This is a genomic window from Actinomadura sp. 3N407 (assembly GCF_052245875.1).
Taxonomy (GTDB): domain Bacteria; phylum Actinomycetota; class Actinomycetes; order Streptosporangiales; family Streptosporangiaceae; genus Spirillospora.
This window is the reverse complement of record NZ_JBQQBP010000004.1, coordinates 550,398-569,000: the sequence shown is the minus strand read 5'-3', so window position 1 is coordinate 569,000 and position 18,603 is coordinate 550,398. Positions and strand designations below refer to the sequence as shown.

The 18,603-nt window shown below is 72.1% G+C and carries 17 protein-coding genes; 8 read left to right on the top strand and 9 right to left on the bottom strand.

Annotated elements, in window-relative coordinates:
• Positions 1–20 precede the first annotated feature (20 nt).
• The 4 genes from ACTWPP_RS13245 to ACTWPP_RS13230 are packed head-to-tail and all read left to right on the top strand — an operon-like array spanning position 21 to position 2,671.
• Positions 21–326, top strand: coding sequence for a hypothetical protein (locus ACTWPP_RS13245; RefSeq protein WP_443104508.1), 306 nt, complete (start codon positions 21–23; stop codon positions 324–326).
• 39 nt (positions 327–365) lie between these two features.
• On the top strand, positions 366–1,355 hold the full coding sequence (locus ACTWPP_RS13240) for an LLM class flavin-dependent oxidoreductase (protein WP_443104507.1): 990 nt from the start codon (positions 366–368) through the stop codon (positions 1,353–1,355).
• 47 nt (positions 1,356–1,402) lie between these two features.
• Positions 1,403–2,401 carry a hypothetical protein gene (locus ACTWPP_RS13235; RefSeq protein WP_443104506.1) on the top strand — a complete coding sequence of 333 codons (999 nt, stop codon included), beginning with the start codon at positions 1,403–1,405 and terminating at the stop codon, positions 2,399–2,401.
• A 51-nt stretch (positions 2,402–2,452) separates the two neighbouring features.
• Positions 2,453–2,671 carry a hypothetical protein gene (locus ACTWPP_RS13230; protein ID WP_443104505.1) on the top strand — a complete coding sequence of 73 codons (219 nt, stop codon included), beginning with the start codon at positions 2,453–2,455 and terminating at the stop codon, positions 2,669–2,671.
• A 93-nt stretch (positions 2,672–2,764) separates the two neighbouring features.
• Here ACTWPP_RS13230 and gabT read toward each other — a convergent pair whose 3' ends face one another.
• Entirely contained in the window at positions 2,765–4,117 is a 1,353-nt protein-coding gene (gene gabT, locus ACTWPP_RS13225) for a 4-aminobutyrate--2-oxoglutarate transaminase (RefSeq protein ID WP_443104504.1), read from the bottom strand.
• 91 nt (positions 4,118–4,208) lie between these two features.
• On the opposite strand from gabT, the gene ACTWPP_RS13220 reads away from it, so the two are divergent.
• Complete coding sequence (locus ACTWPP_RS13220; protein ID WP_443104503.1) at positions 4,209–5,687, top strand: PucR family transcriptional regulator; 1,479 nt, start codon at positions 4,209–4,211, stop codon at positions 5,685–5,687.
• Between the two features lie 13 nt (positions 5,688–5,700).
• Complete coding sequence (locus ACTWPP_RS13215; protein WP_443104502.1) at positions 5,701–7,128, top strand: aldehyde dehydrogenase family protein; 1,428 nt, start codon at positions 5,701–5,703, stop codon at positions 7,126–7,128.
• Positions 7,129–7,180: 52 nt separating this feature from the next.
• Here ACTWPP_RS13215 and ACTWPP_RS13210 read toward each other — a convergent pair whose 3' ends face one another.
• From ACTWPP_RS13210 to murJ, 5 genes are all read right to left on the bottom strand, one after another.
• Positions 7,181–8,224 carry an alpha/beta hydrolase gene (locus ACTWPP_RS13210; protein ID WP_443104501.1) on the bottom strand — a complete coding sequence of 348 codons (1,044 nt, stop codon included), beginning with the start codon at positions 8,222–8,224 and terminating at the stop codon, positions 7,181–7,183.
• 1,008 nt (positions 8,225–9,232) lie between these two features.
• Positions 9,233–9,925: a SanA/YdcF family protein gene (locus tag ACTWPP_RS13205; protein ID WP_443104500.1), complete on the bottom strand. Its 693-nt coding sequence runs from the start codon at positions 9,923–9,925 to the stop codon at positions 9,233–9,235.
• 83 nt (positions 9,926–10,008) lie between these two features.
• Entirely contained in the window at positions 10,009–10,809 is an 801-nt protein-coding gene (locus ACTWPP_RS13200; RefSeq protein WP_443104499.1) for an SAM-dependent methyltransferase, read from the bottom strand.
• Between the two features lie 125 nt (positions 10,810–10,934).
• Positions 10,935–11,207 carry a hypothetical protein gene (locus tag ACTWPP_RS13195; RefSeq protein ID WP_443104498.1) on the bottom strand — a complete coding sequence of 91 codons (273 nt, stop codon included), beginning with the start codon at positions 11,205–11,207 and terminating at the stop codon, positions 10,935–10,937.
• 78 nt (positions 11,208–11,285) lie between these two features.
• Positions 11,286–13,097 (bottom strand): murein biosynthesis integral membrane protein MurJ, encoded by a 1,812-nt coding sequence (gene murJ, locus ACTWPP_RS13190; RefSeq protein ID WP_443104575.1) that lies wholly within the window; start codon positions 13,095–13,097, stop codon positions 11,286–11,288.
• A gap of 297 nt (positions 13,098–13,394) precedes the next feature.
• On the opposite strand from murJ, the gene ACTWPP_RS13185 reads away from it, so the two are divergent.
• On the top strand, positions 13,395–13,664 hold the full coding sequence (locus tag ACTWPP_RS13185; protein ID WP_443104497.1) for a hypothetical protein: 270 nt from the start codon (positions 13,395–13,397) through the stop codon (positions 13,662–13,664).
• A 6-nt stretch (positions 13,665–13,670) separates the two neighbouring features.
• Here the strand turns inward: ACTWPP_RS13185 and ACTWPP_RS13180 are convergent, their stop codons facing one another.
• Together ACTWPP_RS13180 and ACTWPP_RS13175 are read right to left on the bottom strand one after the other, a co-directional pair.
• Positions 13,671–14,045, bottom strand: a complete 375-nt coding sequence (locus ACTWPP_RS13180) for a methyltransferase domain-containing protein (RefSeq protein WP_443104496.1) — start codon at positions 14,043–14,045, stop codon at positions 13,671–13,673.
• Entirely contained in the window at positions 14,042–15,517 is a 1,476-nt protein-coding gene (locus ACTWPP_RS13175; RefSeq protein WP_443104495.1) for a carboxyl transferase domain-containing protein, read from the bottom strand. Before ACTWPP_RS13175 ends, ACTWPP_RS13180 begins: the two co-directional genes overlap by 4 nt.
• Before the next feature lie 79 nt (positions 15,518–15,596).
• Here ACTWPP_RS13175 and ACTWPP_RS13170 point away from each other — a divergent pair, with 79 nt between their 5' ends.
• A complete protein-coding gene (locus ACTWPP_RS13170) occupies positions 15,597–17,066 on the top strand; it encodes an amidase (RefSeq protein WP_443104494.1) in 1,470 nt (489 codons plus the stop codon).
• On the opposite strand, the gene ACTWPP_RS13165 is transcribed toward ACTWPP_RS13170, so the two are convergent.
• Entirely contained in the window at positions 17,067–18,431 is a 1,365-nt protein-coding gene (locus ACTWPP_RS13165; protein WP_443104493.1) for a sensor histidine kinase, read from the bottom strand.
• Positions 18,432–18,603: the final 172 nt, after the last annotated feature.

Here is an 18,603-nt window from a genome sequence, read left to right as displayed (position 1 = left end):
TCTAGTGATCGGTGCGCTCCATGGCCGAAGCAGTCTCCGCCGCCTCCGTCCCCGCCGCCGCTCCCCGTCCCGCGTTCGGCATCGGCCCGGACGGGACCTACACCAAGCCCGGGCAGGCCGCCGCGTTCGTCCTCGGTGTCCTCACGATGTTCGCGTTCCTGCCGCTCATGGTGGTGGCCGCCCTCCTGTACACCAAGGCCGAAACCGTGTTCCCCGAGGACCCCGCGCGGGCCCGCACACTGGTGAACTGGTCGTGGATCAGCATCACCGTCCCCGTCGCGATCGCCGTCATCGCCGTCCCCCTCTTCATGGCCTTGGCGGGCTGAGCGGGAAGAGGACGGACGCCGGACGGGTTGGGGCACGTTATGAGCGTGCCCTTCTCCGTCCTCGACCTGGCCCCCGTCGTCAGCGGCTCCACGTCCGGCCAGGCGCTGCGCAACACCCTCGACCTGGCCCGGCACACCGAGCGGCTCGGCTTCCACCGGTACTGGCTGGCCGAGCACCACGCGATGCCCGGGATCGCCAGCTCCGCGACCGCCGTGCTGATCGGGCAGGTCGCGGCGGCGACGTCGGCGATGCGGGTCGGGTCCGGCGGGGTCATGCTGCCGAACCACGCGCCCATGGTGGTCGCCGAGCAGTTCGGGACGCTGGAGGCGCTGTACCCGGGACGCATCGACCTCGGCCTCGGCCGCGCCCCCGGCACCGACCAGGCCACCGCGCGGGCACTGCGGCGTTCCCCGGACGCGCTGTCGGTGGACGACTTCCCCGAGCAGGTCATCGAGCTGCGCGGCTACTTCGGCGCGGACAGCGAGGTGACGCCCGCCGCCGGGAACGAGCCGCCGGTCTGGCTGCTCGGCTCCAGCGGCTACAGTGCCCGGCTGGCCGGGCTTCTGGGGCTGCCGTTCGCGTTCGCGCACCACTTCAGCGCCGCGAACACCGTCCCCGCGCTGAAGCTGTACCGCGACTCGTTCCGTCCCGGCGCGCTCGATGAGCCGTACTCGATGATCGGCGTCTCGGTCACCGCCGCCGAGTCCGACGAGCGGGCACGCGAGCTGGCCCAGCCGCAGGCGCTGGGGTTCCTGCGGCTGCGGCAGGGTCATCCGGGGCCGCTGCCGACCCCGGAGGAGACCGCCTCCCACCCGTACACGCCGCTGGAACGCCAGATGATCGACTCGCGGCTGGCGGACCAGGTCGTGGGCGGCCCGGAGAGCGTCCGCAAGCAGCTGGACGAGCTGATCGAGCGGACGGCCGCGGACGAGGTCATGGTCGTCACGCAGGTCTTCGACCACGCCGACCGGCTGCGCTCCTACGACATCCTCGCCGACCTGTACCGCGCGTCGCTCGAACCGCGCTGAGCCGGACCCTGGGCACCACCGAACGCGGTGCCCTACCTTGTGGGCTCATGTCCGACATGATCGCTTCCCGGAGTCCGCTGACCATCAAGGCCGCGAACGTCCACCTCCGGCACATCGTCGCGCTGAGCGCGGTGCTCGGCGGGATCGGGGTCGTCATCCTGGTCCCGGCGATCACCGGCGACACCGACGACCCGGCGGGAGCGATCGTGATCGCCGCCGCCTTCATCGTGCTCGCGTACGCCCCACCGCTGATGTGGCGGACGTCGTCCCGGCAGCGCCGCCTGGTGCTGGACGCCGACGGGATCCGCATGTCCGGCCGGGACGGGCGCCCGTGGGCGGTCACGTGGCCGGAACTGGGGAAGGTCACGTTCTCCTACACGCGGCCGGACACCTCGCAGCCGTCCCGGAGGCAACCGGCGCGGCCACCGAGAATCGAGCTGGTGCTCAGCCCGGCGGCCCCGGACTTCCGGGACGCCCATCCGGAGATGGAGCACCTGGCAGAGGAGGCCCCCGGCGAACCCGGCGTCACCTACTCGCTGCCGCTGGGCAACGCCCAGCGGTTCGTCGGCCCGATCGACGACGCGCTGACCGCCTTCGCTCCCGGCATCTACGTGCGGGACGGCCGTGATGTTCCCCGGGGGCTCCGCCGTCCGTGGGTCGTCGTGGTCGCCGTCGTGCTCGTCTCGGCCTTCTGGATACCCGCCATGGGATACGCCACCTTCCGGTCGTCGGGTGGAGGCGATGCCGCGGACGTGGCCATGGGCTCCTTCTGGACCGCGATCATGGTGGCGTGGCTCGTCCGAGTCTGGGCGGGCGGCCCGCTCGCGGTCGGCTCCCTGGGGTGGATCGCCAGGTTCCTCGGCCCGGTCTTCCTGATCGTGATGGCGTGGTACGGCATGAACCTCTCCAACGGCGACGGGGAGGGCGCCGATCTCCTGCGGCCCGCGGCCGGCGTGCTGTTCGGCGCCGGTCTTCTCGTGACCGGTCTCCTGCTCAAGCGAGCCGACGTCCGCGAGTGGTGCGAGGCCCGCGCACAGGGCCGCTGACGGAACGGCTCCCGGTCGGCGGGCGCTGCAGCGATGCCCTACCTTTGCGCCATGAGCGGCGAAACGATCACTCCTCGGGAACCGGTGAGCGTCGACGTCGGCGGCACGATCGGCCCGGCCGCGCTCATCGCCCACCCGGAGATGGAACACCTGGCCGCCACGGCAGGCGGACAGGGCGCCGGACCTGATGGCGGCTATTCGAAGGGGTCTGCGGCAGGGACCTGTGGGCGTTTCTGCCCGGCCTGGCGTCCACCGCCGTCCTGCTCGTGAGCAGCCGCCTGCTCGCACGCGACGACGTGACGGAGTGGTGCGGAAGCCGGGGCTGGGGCCTCTGACGACACGGCACCGGCCCCGGCCCGGCGGTCAGCCCGCGAAAACCTCGTCCAGGATGTCGAGGCCCTCGTTCAGGAGTGCCTCGGAGATGACGAGCGGCGGCAGGAAGCGCAGCACGTTCCCGTACGTCCCGGTGGTCAGGACGAGCAGGCCCCGCTCGTGGCAGCGCCGCGCCACCTGCGCGGTCATCTCGGGATCGGGGTCCTTGCCGCCCGGCCGCACCAGCTCCACCGCGATCATCGCGCCCCGTCCGCGCACGTCCCCGATCGCGGGGTGGCGCTCCGCGAGCGCCCGCAGCCGGGGCAGCATGATCTCCCCGATCCGCCGGGCGCGCCGGGTGAGCTTGCGGTCCTCGATCTCCTCCAGGACGGCGAGCGCCGCCTCGCAGGCCAGCGGGTTCCCGCCGTAGGTGCCGCCGAGTCCGCCGCCGTGCACCTTGTCCATGATGTCGGCGCGTCCGGTGACGGCGGCGAGCGGGAGCCCGCCGGCGATGCCCTTCGCGGTGGCGACGAGGTCGGGGACGATCCCCTCGTGCTCGCAGGCGAACAGGTCGCCCGTCCGCGCGAAGCCCGTCTGCACCTCGTCGGCGATGAACAGGATGCCGTTGGCGCGGCAGAACTCGGCGATCGCGGGCAGGAAGCCCGGCGCGGGCACGATGAACCCGCCCTCGCCCTGGATCGGCTCGATCAGCACCGCCGCGACGTTCGTCGCGCCGATCTGCTTGGTGATCTGGTCGATGGCCTGCGCCGCCGCCTCGGGCCCGCAGTCGTCCGGGCCGGTCGGCCAGCGGTACGGGTAGGCGAGCGGCGCCCGGTACACCTCGGGCGCGTACGGGCCGAACCCGTGCTTGTACGGCATGTTCTTCGCGGTCAGCGTCATCGTCAGCAGCGTCCGGCCGTGGTAGCCGTGGTCGAACACCACGACCGCCTGCCGCCCGGTCGCGTACCGGGCGATCTTGACCGCGTTCTCCACGGCCTCGGCGCCGCTGTTGACCAGGAACGACCGCTTCTCGTGGTCGCCGGGCGTGATCCGGTTGAGGTTCTCGCACACCTCGACGTACGACTCGTACGGCGCGACCATGAAGCAGGTGTGGGTGAACCGGTCGGCCTGCGCCTTCACCCGGGCGGCGACCCGCGGGTTGGCGTTGCCGACGCCGGTGACCGCGATGCCCGAGCCGAAGTCGATCAGCGAGTTGCCGTCCACGTCGACGACCACACCGCCGTCCGCGTCGGTCACGTACACCGGCAGCACGCTGCCGACGCCCGGCGGCACCGCCGCGACGCGGCGCTTCTGCAACTCCTGGGAGCGCGGGCCGGGAATCTCGGTCACGACGCGGCGTTCCTGCGGCAGGCGGCTCGAACCGCCGAAATCATCGCTGGTCATGGCCTGAACATAAGCCGGGCGCCGCCTACGATGAACCGTACGGGACGGCGAAATGCGCCCCGCGAGATGGACACTTTGCACAAGGATTGCGATGCCGCCCACTCTGGCCTCCGTGGCCGCGCTCCCCCAGCTCGGCCTGCGGCCGCTCACCGGCCCGCTCCCGGACACGACCGTCGTGTGGGTCGCGGTCAGTGAACTCGAGGACCCGACCCCGTTCCTGGAGGGCGGCGAACTCCTGCTCACCACGGGCATGCGGCTGACCCCGGCGAGCGCCGCCGGCTACGTGTCCCGGCTGGTCGGACGCGGTGTCGCCGGGCTCGGGTTCGCGGTCGGCGTCATCCACGACACCGTCCCCGCCGAACTTCTCGCCGCGGCCCGCGACCAGGGGCTCGTCCTGCTGGAGGTGCCGCGCCCCACCCCGTTCATCGCCATCGGCAAGGCGGTGTCCCGGATGCTGGCCGCCGAATGGTACGAGGACGTGACCCGCGCGTTCCAGGCCCAGCGGGAACTGACCCGCGCCGCGCTGACCGGGCCGGGCGCGCTGGTCACCCGGCTGGCCCGGCTGCTCGGCGGCTGGGCGCTGCTGCTCGACCCGTCCGGAACCGTCCAGCACGCCGAACCCGCCACCGCCGCCGGCCGCGCCGAAGCGCTCTCCCCCGAACTGGCCCGCCTCCGCAGGCCCCCGAGGGCGCGGCACGCGGACGCCCCGTCCGCGAGCATGGCGCTCTCCCTGCCGGGTGAGCACATCGTCGTGCAGCGGATCGGGCTGGGCGGCCGGCCGCGCCGGTTCCTCGCCGTCGGGACCGACACGCCGCTCCCCCACGTCGCGCACACGATCGTCGGGGCGGCCGTCGCGCTGCTGACCCTGCAGTCGGAGACACCGCGCACCGGCCGCGACCTGCGGGCCTCCCTCGCCGCGCTGCTGCTCGGCCGTCCCGGCGACGGTCCGGCGGTGCCGCGCGGGCCGGTCCGGGTGCTGGCCTGCGCGGGCGGCGCCGCCGTGCTGGACGCGCTGGAATCCGATCCCGCCGGCGGACGGTGCCCGGCGCTGCCGCTGGACGGGCACATCGCAGTGATCGTCCCGGACGAGGTGAGCGCGGCGATCGAGCCGGCGCTGGCGGGCACAGGCCCGATCGGCGTCAGCGATCCGGCCTCCGGCGAACTGGCGGGCGCGTTGCGGCAGGCCGGGGAGGCACTGGCGGCGGCCGTCCGATCGGGCCGGGACGTCCTGCGCTACTCCGAACTCCCCGGGCAGGGCGTCCTCGGGCTGCTCGACCCGGAACTGGCGCATGCCTTCGCCGACACACTCCTGGCACCGCTCCGCGAGGAAGATCTGGTCGAGACGGCCCGCGCGTACATCGCGGCCAACGGGCAGGGCGAGGCGGCCGCGCGGGCGCTCGGCGTCCACCGGCACACGCTGCGGTCGCGGATGCGCAAGGCCGCCGAAGTTCTGGGACGCGACCCCGACGACCCGGCCGTCCGCGCCGAACTGTGGATCGCACTCTCCATCACGTCCAATCAAGGCGATGGAATTCGCCAGCATGGCAACTCGCATTCGGCCACGCCGTAGGTAGCGTGAACGCATGAACGTGACCCCATTCTGGCTGGCCGGCCGGCCCGAGACCGGTGACGGTGAGCTGACCGTTACGCACCCCTACGACGGCCGCGTGGTCGGGACGGCGGCCGTGCCGACACCGGCGCAGGTCGAGGAGGCGATCGCGGCCGCGGACGCCGTCCGCCGGGACGCCTCCGCACTGCCCCTGCACGTGCGCGCCGAAGCGCTCGCGCACGTGTCCGCGAGGATCGCCGAGCGGGCCGAGGAGATCGCCCGCCTGATCACCGGAGAGAACGGCAAGCCGCTGCTGTGGGCGCGCGGCGAGGTGACCCGCGCGATCTCCACGTTCCGGTTCGCCGCCGAGGAGGCCCGCCGCTTCAGCGCCACCACGCAGCGGCTCGACACCGACCCCGCCGCCGAGGGCCGGATGGCCTACATCACCCGCGTCCCGAAGGGCCCGGTGCTCGGCATCTCCCCGTTCAACTTCCCGCTGAACCTCGCCGCCCACAAGATCGCCCCGGCGATCGCCGCGGGCGCCCCGATCGTCCTCAAGCCCGCCCCCGCGACGCCCCTCTCGGCGCTGCTGCTGGGCGAGCTGCTCGCCGAGACCGACCTGCCCGCCGGGATGTTCTCGATCCTGCCGGTGCCGAACGACCGGGCGCCCGCGCTCGTGGACGATCCGCGGCTCCCGATCGTGTCGTTCACCGGGTCCGTCCCCGTCGGCTGGGCGATCAAAGACCAGGCTCCCCGCAAGCACGTCACCCTCGAGCTCGGCGGCAACGGCGCGGCCGTCGTCCTGCCGGACGCCGACCTCGACTGGGCCGCCAAGCGCATCGGGCTGTTCTCCAACTACCAGGCAGGGCAGAGCTGCATCGCCGTCCAGCGCGTCTACGTCGACCGCTCCGTGTACGACGAGTTCGTGCCGAAGCTCGTCGACACCGTCGCCACCCTCGTCACCGGCGACCCGTGGGACGACAAGACCCAGGTCGGCCCGCTCGTCAGCCAGGACGCCGCCGAACGCGTCGAATCCTGGGTGGACGAGGCCGTCGAGGCGGGCGCGAAGATCCTGACCGGCGGGACCCGCGAAGGGGCCGCCTACGCCCCGACCGTCCTCGCCGACGTCCCCGCCGACACCAGGATCTCCCGCGAGGAGGTCTTCGGCCCGGTCATGTCCGTCCAGCCGGTGGACGGCGTCGACGAGGCGTTCGACCTCGTCAACGACTCCAAGTTCGGCCTCCAGGCGGGCGTCTTCACCCGCAGCCTCGACATCGCGTTCCGCGCCCACCGCGAACTCGACGTCGGCGGCGTCGTGATCGGCGACGTCCCGTCCTACCGCGCCGACCAGATGCCCTACGGCGGTGTGAAGGACTCAGGCGTCGGCCGCGAGGGCCTCCAGTCGGCGATGGCCGACTACACCGAGGAAAAGGTCATGATCTTCACGGGCCTGCCCCTCTGACCTGGCACTCCGGGCCCGGCCTCACCCGGGGCCGGGCCCGTGGACGGCGGGGTCAGGGCCTGGCGTGGAGGGCCAGGCCGGTGCGCAGGGCACCCGCCGCCTCCGACATCGCCTCCTGGAACCGTCCGCCCAGCGGCCACATGTTCGCGAACCCGTGGATGAGGTCCTCCTGCCGCCGCAGGGCGACCCGCACCCCGGCCTCGTCGAGCCGCTTCGCGAACTCCTCCCCCTCGTCCCGCAGCGGGTCGAACCCGGCGGTCACGAGGTAGGTCGGCGGGAACCCGCCGAGATCACCGGCCAGCAGCGGGGACGCGGCCGGCTCCGCCCGGCGCTCCTCCGGGCAGTAGTGGTCGCTGAACCACGTCATGTCGGCGTCGGTGAGGTAGAACCCGTCCGCGAACAGCTCCCGCGAACGCCTCCGGACCGACAGGTCGGTCGCCGGGTAGAACAGCAGCGCGAAGTCCGGCTTGCGCTCCGAGAGCAGCGCCACGACCGCCGCGAGATTGCCGCCCGCGCTGTCGCCGCCGACCGCGATGGCGCCGGCGTCGGCGCCCAGCTCCGCGGCGTTCTTCACCGCGTACTCGTAGGCGGCCACGGCATCGTCCGCCGCCGCCGGATACCGGTGCTCGGGGGCGAGCCGGTAACCCACCGACAGCACCCTGACCTCGGCGTGCACGGCCAGATACCGGCACACCGTGTCATGGGTCTCGATGTCGCCGATGACCCATCCGCCGCCGTGGTAGAAGACGAGCAGCGGTGACCCGTCCGCGAGGCCCTTGGGGGTGTAGAGCCGCGCCGCGACGCCGTCCGGGATCGGCACCTCGCGGGTCTTCACCGGACGCGCGGGCACCCGGCTCATGAGCACCTTCGCCCGCGCCAGCCCGTCGCGCGCCTCCTCCACCGTGGCCGCCGTCAGGTTCCTGCCCTCCAGCCGCGACATCAGCAGCAGCAACTGCGCGTCCAGCGCCAGCTCCTGCCCGTCCCGCCGTACCGGCGCACCCACGATCAGCCGCTTGACCGGCGCCGGCAACGCGAACACGCCACGGAGCACCGCGCCCGCCGCCGCGGGGGGAACCATCTCGGTCAACTGCGCCATGCGATCCTCCAAGCCCAGGGGGTTGCGCCAACCGTACTCTCCGGTAGGCCCCGTGGCTCGTCCCACCTCCTCCGCAAACTGGCCCTGGAATCCTCCGACCCCTACGCCTAGCCACGCGTGCGGCGACGGTAATAGGCGACGGTGACGGCGGCGAGCAGCGGCCCCACACCACCAGCGGCGCATAGGCGACAGCGCCGAGGACTCCCTTCCAGTCACGGAGATGGATCGGGGCGTCGTCGGCCAGTGGGCGCCCTTGAATGGTCTCCTGGAACACCAGGCAGTTCACGACGGAGACCGTCCACAACACGGTCAGGATCGCGGCGCCCGCCGCCGCGGGGATCACGGCGGCCAGTGCCGGGACACGACGGCCGCGCAGACCCGGTATCCATCCGGGGAACACCTCACCCCACCGGGCGATCAGGCCGATCGCGGTGAAGGCCAGCGCCTCCGACACGATCGACAGCAGCACCACGTACACCTCAAGGGGCGCCCAGGCCGGCAGGTCGCCGTTCATGTCCCCCTGCCTCAGGTCACCGTCGATGATCGGCAGGTGGAAGGTGAACGCGGCGATCCGCCACAGCCCGGACGGCAGCACGGCGAACGGGATGGCCAGCGCCGCGATCCGCGCCCACCGTGGAACGCCTTCGACGGGTTCGTGCGCGGAAACCCACACGTCGCGCAGCCGCCTGGCCGGAGCCGCCGGCGTTCTCATGACGGTCATCGCTGCCTCCTTCGGAAACGGTCCTCACCCGTTCCCCAAGATCACAGCCATGACCGGCCGCTCGGATCACCCACCGGCACCATCCCACTCCCCCGTGCGGGGGACCGCCCCGCTCGCGCCGTCCCACCATCGACCTGGCGGAATACTCCCGAAGGGCCGCTCGTGCATGCGTTCACAGTTCGGGGAGCGAATTCATGTCGACGGCCACCATTCGGAATGGGACGAGGCCTCCGCCGCATTCCGGTAAAAGCCATGCACCGGGTGCGGGCGCGCATCCGGCGACGCGATCACCTCGGGGACGTCAGGGCTTCGCGGACGCTGGTCTCCGGTCGGCCCAGCACTTCAGGGTCGGGGCGGAATATCACGTCCGTCATCGCTTTGAGCATGGCGATGGGCTCGCGCGCGTAGCCGAGGGTCGTCGCGTGCTTGATCCAGACGTTGCTGCCGACGCCGCGGGTGTCGATCCCGGCGGCGCGGCAGAGAACGACCGCCCGGGGCAGGTGGAAGCTCTGGGTGACCACCGTCAGCCGGTTCACACCGAATATTCGCTTGGCTCGGGTGCAGGAGTCCCACGTGTCGCGGCCGGCGTGGTCACGCACGATGTGGCGCGCGGGGACACCGTGGCGTACGAGGTAGTCGCGCATCACGGTCGGTTCGTCGTAGTTCTTTGTGCGGTTGTCCCCCGACACCAGGACCACCTTCACCTTGCCCGAGCGGTAGAGCTCGGCGGCCACGTCCAAGCGCTGGGACAGGGAAAGTGACGGCGACCCGTCCGGCCTGACACCCGCCCCCATCACCAGCGCCACCGGGGCCGCGGGGACGTCCTGTACGGACTTGCGGTAACGCGCCGAGTCCAGGTACGCCCAGCTGATCGGCGCGAACGCCACCACCACGAGCAGGACTCCGGCCAGCAACAGCCGCACGACCCAGCGCCGCTGTAATCGCGGCAGGATCCGCCGAACCCTCTTCCCCTGTTTCATGATCACACCTCCTGGGACGCACGTGCGCCGCAAACGGTTCGCAGCCCACCGATGTGGTTGTCGATCCTGTCCGGGTGCCCGGATCAGGGCTTGCGGCCTACGGCGGCGTAGCCGGCGACCTCGTCCGGGAGTCCCCAGGGCGTGTGCTCTGGACGCCACCGAGACATCGACACCACACCGGGCTCAAGCAGCTCAAGGCCATCGAAGAAGCGAACGATGGCTTCACGGGTGCGCGGAACCATCGGATTGGCCGACTTCTCGTTCCAATCCTCCTGAGCTTCGGCCTGCGCCGTCGCACCTTCATCGAAGTCCAGCGTCGCGTGCGTGATCGCCAGATGGCTCCCGGACGGGACGGCGTCCATCAGGCGCCCGAGCAGACGCCGCGCCTCGCCGTCATCGTGAACGAAGTGCATGATGCCCAGCAGCATGATCGCCACAGGACGGCCGAAGTCGAGGGTCGCGGCGGCCTGCTCCAGAATGCCGTCGGGTTCCCGCAAGTCGGCATGGATGTAATCGCACGCCCCCTCCGGGCTACTGCGAAGCAGCGCCCGCGCGTGCGTGAGAACCAGCGGATCGTTGTCCACATAGACGATGCGCGAGCCGGGCGCGGCACGCTGGGCGACCTCGTGTGTATTGTCCATGGTCGGCAGCCCGGTGCCGATATCGAGGAACTGCCGGATCCCGGCCTCGCCCGCCAGATACCGGACGGACCTGCCGAGGAACGCGCGGTCGGCCAGCGCGATATCGGTGATCTGCGGGAACATCGCACGGAACTGCTCGGCTGCCTGCTGGTCGACCTCGTAATTGTCCTTGCCGCCGAGCAGATAGTTCCACACCCGGGCCGAGTGCGGCACCGAAGTGTCGATCTGCGGGTTCTCGGCCACGGCGACGCCTCCCGGACAATCGGCTTTTCCACCAACCTAACGCCCGGCCGACAACCCCATGATCGATTCACACCACTCCGTCTCCTCTGACGGCTCGGGCTTGGTGCCCGACGGCGATGGCGGTCTCACGTCGCGCGCGGGCGCGGGCGGAGGGTCAGGTGTCGCAGGTCGTCCCTGCGGTCTTCCATGAACCCGTACACGCCCAAGCCGACGATCAGGATCAGGACCATAGCGCTGGACAGGCGGTACCACCCAAGGACCAGGGCAGAAGGCTCGACGACATCGGGATTCTGGAATCGCCACGATTTGAACAGGCCCCACATCCGCCGTGGAAAGACGATATTGCACATGCACAGCACTATCAGAACGACAAAGAAGAATACGTCCCAGAACCCCATGCACGGGAAGATACTCGGCCGGACGAGGGTGGCGGCAGGGCCGTGCGCAAGTCCGCCTCGCGTGACTAGGATGCCGCTCTAACGCCGCAGAACCTTCGAGCGCACCGTCTCCAGGAAGATCCGCACCTCGTCGATGCGCAACGCGTACGCCGCGACCATGAACACGACACCGCCGATCACGCAGCCTGCCGACAAGGAGGCCAGCGCGGCGCCGACGCCTCCGGTGAAGCCGCCGAGCAGCCAGGCCGCCGCGCCGCCCGCCGCCGCCCCCGGGACCGTGGCCGCGTGGAGCAGCAGAAGGGTGCGGAAGATGCGACGGCCGTCCAGCCCGTGGAGGCGCTTGCGCAGGATCTGTCCCGCGATCAGGAATCCGACCACGTAGTAGAGACCGTGCCCGATCGGCAGGTAGATGACGATGTGCTCCGGCGGTGCCAGGTACAGCACCGCGAAGCCGGAGACTCCGTGGATGGCGACGGGGGCGAGGGCGATGAGTCCGGGTGTCCGGGCGTCGCCCAGTGAGTAGAAGACCCGCAGCATCAACTGGAACAACGTGAACGGAATGAGCGACACCGCGAACATCATCAGCACGTAGCCGATGACGTGCGCGTCGTCCACCGAGGCGCTGCCCCGCGCGTACAGGACCACCGACATCGGCACCGCGAAGACCATCATCGCGATCGACGCGGGAACGAGCAGGACCGACGCCAGCCGCAGGCCACGGGAGAAGTCCAGCCGCACCAGATCCTTGCGGCCGTCGGCGACATGCCGGCTCATCTTCGGCAGCAGCGCCGTGATCACCGATACCGCGATGATGGCGTACGGCAACTGGAAGATGACGAAGGCGTTCTTGTAGGCGGTGATCCCCGCTCCGGCCCCCGACCCGGCCTCGGCCACCCGGGCACCGGCGCGGGTCGCCACGTTCGTGCTGACCAGCAGGCTGATCTGCGCGACGACGGCGTACACCATCATCCAGCCCGCGTTCCGCATCGCCTCACCGAAACCGGATCCGCGCAGGCCGAGCCGCGGACGCCACCGGAACCCGGCCCACCACAGCGCCCACGTCAGGATGAGCGCCTGGAGGATCTGACCGGCCGTCGCGCCCAGTCCGAGAAGCGCGACCTGACCGTCGGTGATGTCGTCCGGCGTCCGACCGGGCCCGGCGATCCACAGGAACAGCAGGGCCGTCGTGATGATCGACAGGTTGTTGACGACCGGCGCCCACATCGGCGCCCCGAAACGCTGGCGGCTGTTCAGCATGGCGCTGGCGACGCCGCTCGCCCCGATGAAGAAGATCTGCAACAGCAGGAAGCGCGTCAGGGTGACGGCGACTTCGCGCTGGTTGCCCGTCCACTCGCCCGCGTAGACGGTGATGAGGAACTGCGAGGCGAGCACCGCGACGAAGGTGATGGCGGCCAGGGCGAGCAGCGTGACCGTCATGAAGCGCTGCTCGGTCGCCAGCCCGCCGTCCGGGTCCTGCTGCCGCCGCTTCACGAGGAAGGGCACGAAGACGCTCGCCAGCAGGCCGCCGATGAGCAGGTCGTACACGACGAACGGCACCATGTTGGCCGTCTGGTAGGCGTCGCCGAGCAGCCCCGTGCCGAGCGCGGCGACGATCGCCGCCGTCCGGATGAACCCCGTCGCGCGGGACACGACCGTCCCGACCGCCATGATGATGCTGGACCGGGCCAGGGACGGGGGCGCCGCGTGCGCGGCACCGCCGATCTCCTCGCCCTCCTCGCCGGGACGGTCGGCGGTGCCGAGGTCGCCGTAGTCGCTCGGGTCGTGCCGGACCTCCAGTCCCCGCTCCGGCCGGGACGGGGGTTCCCGCCGTTCGATGGCGTCCAGGACGTCGCCGGGCATGAGGACGCGACCGGTGTACCGGCCCGCCATCTCGTCACTCTTCAGATGCCCGGCCTCGGTGGAGGCGGGCTCTGGTGCCTCGGCGCGCTGCACCATGGGCTCCTCCGGGGGGGTTCGCGGTCACGCATGCGACGGTGACGATTCCACACGAACGGATCACCGGGAAATCGAGGCTCCACTGTGGCACCGGGTCAGACGGTCACGCATCTCGGGGGTGGCGGGCTGTGTGACATAGGCGACTGTAAGCGATTGCCACGATGCATTGAGTGGTCGACCCATGACATGCTGTCACCAAATAATGGTCCTCGGAACAGGAAATCGATCGACATGGCGGACAGTACCGCAGCGCGCGATTCCCAGGATCTGGCGGGCGAGGAGGCCACGCCGGGATGCGTCGCCCACAAGATCGCGGCCTGGGGGCTCGCCGCGCTCATCGCGCTCTTGGCCGCCGGGGCGGTCGTCTCGTTCATCCCACGGGGGCGGCGGCGCCGCGGGAGGCGCCGGCTCCGCCGTCCCCGCCCCTGGGACCGCCTCCGGACCCGCACACCGCCGCCCCCCGGCGAGGACGACGACCTGCCGGAGGACGACCCCGCCTGAGCGGGCCTACGCGGGTTTCCGGTACAGGAGGTGGCCCGCCGGGAAGCGTTCCAGGTCGGTCGGTTCGCGGACGAGCCGGGCCGCTTCGGTCAGGCCGGCGTTGCGCAGGAGCGCGGCCGGGTGGTCCTCGCGGGCCCGGGCGATCATCTCCGGTGACAGGTCGATGCCGGACGCGGGCAGTCCGAGGGAGGCCAGGAACGCCGTCACGTGGCCGGGGCCGCAGCCGAGGTCGGCGACCGGGCCGCCGGTGCCCCGGACCGGCTCCGCGAACGCGGTGATGAGCGCGCGGTCCAGAGGGAGTTCGTCGAGGACGTTGCGGAAGGTGTCGGCGTAGAGGGCGGCGACGGCGTCGTAGGCGGCTCGCGTGCCGGGGTCGGTCATGAGTGTGGACGGTAGCGGGCCTGGCGGGCGGCGGGTCCGCCAGGTGCCAGGCCGGAGAGTCCCGCCTCCACGGCGGCCGCGGCGCGGCGGCAGAACGGTTCCGGCTCGTCCGCCGCGTCCGGGTGCTCGTCGACGAGCGCGTCCGCCAGGCCGTCGCGGAGCAGGTCCGCTGACCGGACGCCCTGGGCGGCCGCCATCTCGCCCGCCCTCGCGACGGTCCGGTGGACGATCAGCGACGCGCCCTCCGGTGGGAGCGGAGACAGCCACGCGTGCCGGGCCACCAGCACGCGGTCGGCGGGCAGCAGCGCCAGCGCCGCGCCGCCCGTGCCCTCGCCCAGCAGCAGGCAGAGCGACGGCGCGGGCAGCGTGATCAGGTCGGCGAGGCAGCGGGCGATCTCGCCGGCCAGGCCGCCCTCCTCCGCCTCGGCCGACAGGACGGCGCCGGGCGTGTCGACCACGGTGACCAGCGGCAGGCCCAGCTCGGCGGCCAGTTGCATCCCGCGGCGCGCGACGCGCAGACCGGCCGGCCCGAGGGGGTGGCCGGTGCGCTGGCTGCTCCGGTCCTGGCCGACGACGACGCAGGGGGCCGCGCCGAAGCGGGCCAGGGCGAGCAGCAGACCCGGGTCGGCCTCTCCTTGGCCGGTGCCCGAGAGCGGGGTCACGTCCGTCGCGCCGTACCGGAGTAGTTCGCGGACGCCTGGACGGTCGGGGCGGCGGGACCGCTCGATCGAATCCCATGCCGTCTCCTCTGGGAAGACGTCCACGGAGGCCTGGAACGAGGCAGACACGGGCGGGCTTCCGCACAGGACGTTCAGCGCGCGGGACGCCACCTCACCCAGGTCGTCGATGCCCATCACCGCGTCCAGGAGCCCCTTGGCCGCGAGGTTCTCGGCGACCTGCACGCCACTGGGGAACGGCTCCCCGTACAGCCCTTCGTACACGCGCGGCCCTAGGAAACCGATCAGCGCGCCGGGTTCGGCGGCCGTCATATGGCCGAGCGACCCCCACGAGGCGAACACCCCGCCGGTCGTGGGATGCCGCAGATAGACGAGATAGGGCAGCCCGGCGGCACGGTGCGCCATGACGGCGGCGGTGATGCGAGCCATCTGGACGAACGCGGCCGTCCCCTCCTGCATGCGGGTCCCGCCGGACGACGGCGCGGCGAGCAGCGGCAGGCCCTCGGCGGTGGCGCGTTCGACGGCGGCGACGATCCGGTCGGCGGTGGCGAGGCCGATCGAACCGGCGAGGAACCGGAACTCCGACACGACGAACGCGACGCGGCGGCCGCGCAGCCGGCCCGCCCCGGTAACGACGGCCTCGTCGTATCCACTGCGTTCGCGGGCGGCGGCGAGTTCCCCTCCGTAGGGGGACGCGGGGTCGGGCGTCCCGGCGGGAGGGGTGTCCCAGCACGTCCAGCCGTCCTCGTCCAGCACGCGGCGCAGCAACTCGCGCGCACCGACTCGTTCAGTCACGCGCCTATCATGACCGCAGGGCAGGTCAACCGCTGCGCGGGGGTGGACACTGGTAGGACCCCGGCAGAAGGGAACCACCTTGTCCGACGAGATCCACTTCATGTCCGCCCGCGACCTCGCCCGGCGGATCCGCGCACGCGAGCTGTCGGCGCGCGAGGTCGTCCAGGCGCATCTCGACCAGATCGAACGGACGAACCCGCGGGTCAACGCCGTGGTCACGCTGGTCGCCGAGGAGGCGGCGCGGCAGGCGCGGGAGGCGGACGAGCGGCTGGCGTCCGGGGTGCGGCCGGGGCCGCTGCACGGCCTGCCCGTCGCGCACAAGGACACCCACGCCACGCGGGGGATCCGCACCACGTCCGGGTCGCCGATCTTCGCCGATCATGTCCCGGACGCCGACGAGCTGGTCATCGAGCGGATGCGGGAGGCGGGGGTCATCACGCTCGGCAAGACGAACGTGCCGGAGTTCGCCGCCGGGTCCCACACGTTCAACCCGGTGTTCGGCCTCACCCGCAATCCCTACGACCCGTCGCGGTCGGCGGGCGGCAGCAGCGGCGGGGCGGCGGCGGCGCTGGCGTGCGGGATGCATCCGCTGGCGGACGGCAGCGACATGGGCGGGTCGCTGCGCAATCCCGCGTCGTTCTGCAACGTCGTCGGGTTCCGCCCGTCCCCGGGGCGGGTGCCGTCGTGGCCGGTGCCGGCGGCCTGGTCGACGCTGGGCGTGCAGGGCCCGATGGCCCGCGACGTGGCGGACGTGGCGCTGCTGCTGTCGGTGCTCGCCGGGCCCGACCCGCGCAGCCCGATCGCGCTGGAGACGCCCGGTTCGGCGTTCGCCGGGCCGCTCGACCGGGACGTCGCCGGGCTCCGCGTCGCCTGGTCCCCCGACCTCGGCGGAACGGTGCCCGTCGACCCGGCCGTCACCGGCGTCCTCGAACCCGCCGTCAAGGTGTTCGAGGAACTGGGCTGCGTAGTTGAGGAGGCGTGCCCCGACCTGTCCGGCGCCGACGAGGTCTTCCGGACGCTGCGCGCCTGGCACTGGGACATCGCGCTCGGCCCCCTCCTGGACGAGCGCCGCGCCCGTGCCCGCCGAGGGGGGACGGCGCCCCACGGTCCCCGGAGCGACTCCGGCGTCGATATCAAGCCGTCCCTCGTACAGAACATCGACGCCGGGCGCTCGCTGACAGGCGCGGACCTCGGGCGGGCGGAGGTCCTGCACACGGCGCTGTTCCATCGGGTCCGGGAGTTCTTCGGACGGTACGACGTGCTGCTCCTGCCGGTCAGCCAAGTGCCGCCGTTCGACGCCGGGATCGAGTACCCGGACGAGGTCGCCGGGGAGCCGATGCCCGACTACCTGGAGTGGATGCGGTCGTGCTTCCTCGTCTCGGCGACCGGCTGCCCCGCGCTGTCGGTGCCCGCCGGGTTCACCGGGGACGGGCTGCCGATCGGGTTGCAGATCGTCGGCCCGCATCGCGCGGACCTCGCCGTCCTCCAGGCCGGTTACGCGTTCGAGCAGGCGACCCGGCACGCGGCGCGCCGCCCGCCGCTGCCGTGACTACGGCTCGCCGAGGGGGATGCGCAGGACGAGCCGCGCGCCCTTGTCGCTCTCCGCGGCGACGAGCGTCCCGCCGTGCGAGCGGGCGATGTCGCGGGAGATCGTCAGCCCGAGGCCGGTGCCGCCGATGTCGCGTTCACGGCCCTCGGGAAGGCGGTGGAAACGCCAGAAGACGCGTTCGCGGTCCTCGGGCGGGATCCCGGCGCCGTCGTCGCGGACCTCCAGCACGGCGTCCCGCCCGGACACGGTCGCGGTCACCCAGATCCGCGACGCGGCGTGCCGCTCGGCGTTGTCGAGCAGGTTCGTCAGCAGCCTGACCATGTGGTGGCGCGTGACCCACACCATGATCCCCTCGTCCACGGCGACCTCGACGGGGACGCGCCGCTCACGCCGTGCCGTCTCCGCGCGGACCAGCTCGCCGAGGTCGAGCAGCTCCCGCGCGACGTGCACGCCCGCGCCGAGCTTGGCCAGGATCAGCAGGTCGCCCACGATGCCCTGCAGCCGGTCGGCGTCCGCGAGCGCCGCCCGCGCGACCGCCGGCCAGTCCTCGTCCTCGGGATGCTCCAGCGCCACCTCCAGCTGGGCCCGCAGCCCGGTGAGCGGGCTGCGCAGCTCGTGCGAGACGTCCGCGACGAAGGCGCGCTGGCGGGTGAGGACCTCCTCCAGCCTGGTCAGCGTCACGTTCACCGACTCGGCCAGCTCGGACACCTCGTCGACGGGGCCGGGGACGGTCACCCGGCGGTCCAGGGCACGGCCGCTGATGTCGGCGAGTTCGGCGCTCATCTTCCGCACCGGCCGCAGCGCCCGCCGCACCGACAGCGACACGATCCAGCCGGCCATGGCGGTGCCGAGGAGCGCCAGCCCCGCGAGCAGCCCGATGAACAGGCCCTTGTAGCGGATGAACACGGTGATGGGCGCCCCGGCGTGCACGATCCGCCGGCCGTCCGGGGTCTGTATCCGTTCGGTGACCAGGTAGACCGGGCCCTTTCCCGGGATGTCGATGGTGCGGTAGACGGGCTCGTTCACCACGCGCGGCGCCGGGACCTCCAGCGGAGCGCGCCCGCGCAGTGACTCACTGGACGCGAGGAGGCCGCCCTCCTCGGTCACCACCTGGAGCAGGGTGAAGTCGGGGTTCTCGACGGGCACGATGCCCCGCGGATCGGTCGTGCGGACGAGCGTGGCGAGTTCCGTGACGGCGTCGGAGCCCCGGTCGTGCAGTCCCTCGAACACCGTGGCCCGGACCGCCTGGTAGAAGAAGACGACGCCGGCCACGAGCAGGAGGGCGACGATCAGGGTCGCGGCGGCGGTCACGCGGGTCCGCACCGACCAGCACGACGGCGACATCCAGTCCCCGATGATCCGCACCCCGGCGCCCTCCCCCTTTCCGCCTCGTACGCGGCGGCCGGCGCCGCGTCGCGTCCCAGCGCCTGGGGGGTGAACGCAGAACTGGTTGTTACCAGACCATTGCCCTGCGAAACATCACCACATACCGGACAGATGCCCGCGCGGCGGCGCCTCCCACCCCTGGGGTGCCGGC

Bases quoted from the DNA above. Each gene is read 5' to 3' on its own strand.
- ACTWPP_RS13245 (WP_443104508.1), top strand. From the start codon at position 21: ATGGCCGAAGCAGTCTCCGCCGCCTCCGTCCCCGCCGCCGCTCCCCGT.
- ACTWPP_RS13240 (WP_443104507.1), top strand. From the start codon at position 366: ATGAGCGTGCCCTTCTCCGTCCTCGACCTGGCCCCCGTCGTCAGCGGC.
- ACTWPP_RS13235 (WP_443104506.1), top strand. From the start codon at position 1,403: ATGTCCGACATGATCGCTTCCCGGAGTCCGCTGACCATCAAGGCCGCG.
- ACTWPP_RS13230 (WP_443104505.1), top strand. From the start codon at position 2,453: ATGAGCGGCGAAACGATCACTCCTCGGGAACCGGTGAGCGTCGACGTC.
- gabT (WP_443104504.1), bottom strand. From the start codon at position 4,117: ATGACCAGCGATGATTTCGGCGGTTCGAGCCGCCTGCCGCAGGAACGC.
- ACTWPP_RS13220 (WP_443104503.1), top strand. From the start codon at position 4,209: ATGCCGCCCACTCTGGCCTCCGTGGCCGCGCTCCCCCAGCTCGGCCTG.
- ACTWPP_RS13215 (WP_443104502.1), top strand. From the start codon at position 5,701: ATGAACGTGACCCCATTCTGGCTGGCCGGCCGGCCCGAGACCGGTGAC.
- ACTWPP_RS13210 (WP_443104501.1), bottom strand. From the start codon at position 8,224: ATGGCGCAGTTGACCGAGATGGTTCCCCCCGCGGCGGCGGGCGCGGTG.
- ACTWPP_RS13205 (WP_443104500.1), bottom strand. From the start codon at position 9,925: ATGAAACAGGGGAAGAGGGTTCGGCGGATCCTGCCGCGATTACAGCGG.
- ACTWPP_RS13195 (WP_443104498.1), bottom strand. From the start codon at position 11,207: ATGGGGTTCTGGGACGTATTCTTCTTTGTCGTTCTGATAGTGCTGTGC.
- murJ (WP_443104575.1), bottom strand. From the start codon at position 13,097: ATGGCGGGCCGGTACACCGGTCGCGTCCTCATGCCCGGCGACGTCCTG.
- ACTWPP_RS13185 (WP_443104497.1), top strand. From the start codon at position 13,395: ATGGCGGACAGTACCGCAGCGCGCGATTCCCAGGATCTGGCGGGCGAG.
- ACTWPP_RS13180 (WP_443104496.1), bottom strand. From the start codon at position 14,045: ATGACCGACCCCGGCACGCGAGCCGCCTACGACGCCGTCGCCGCCCTC.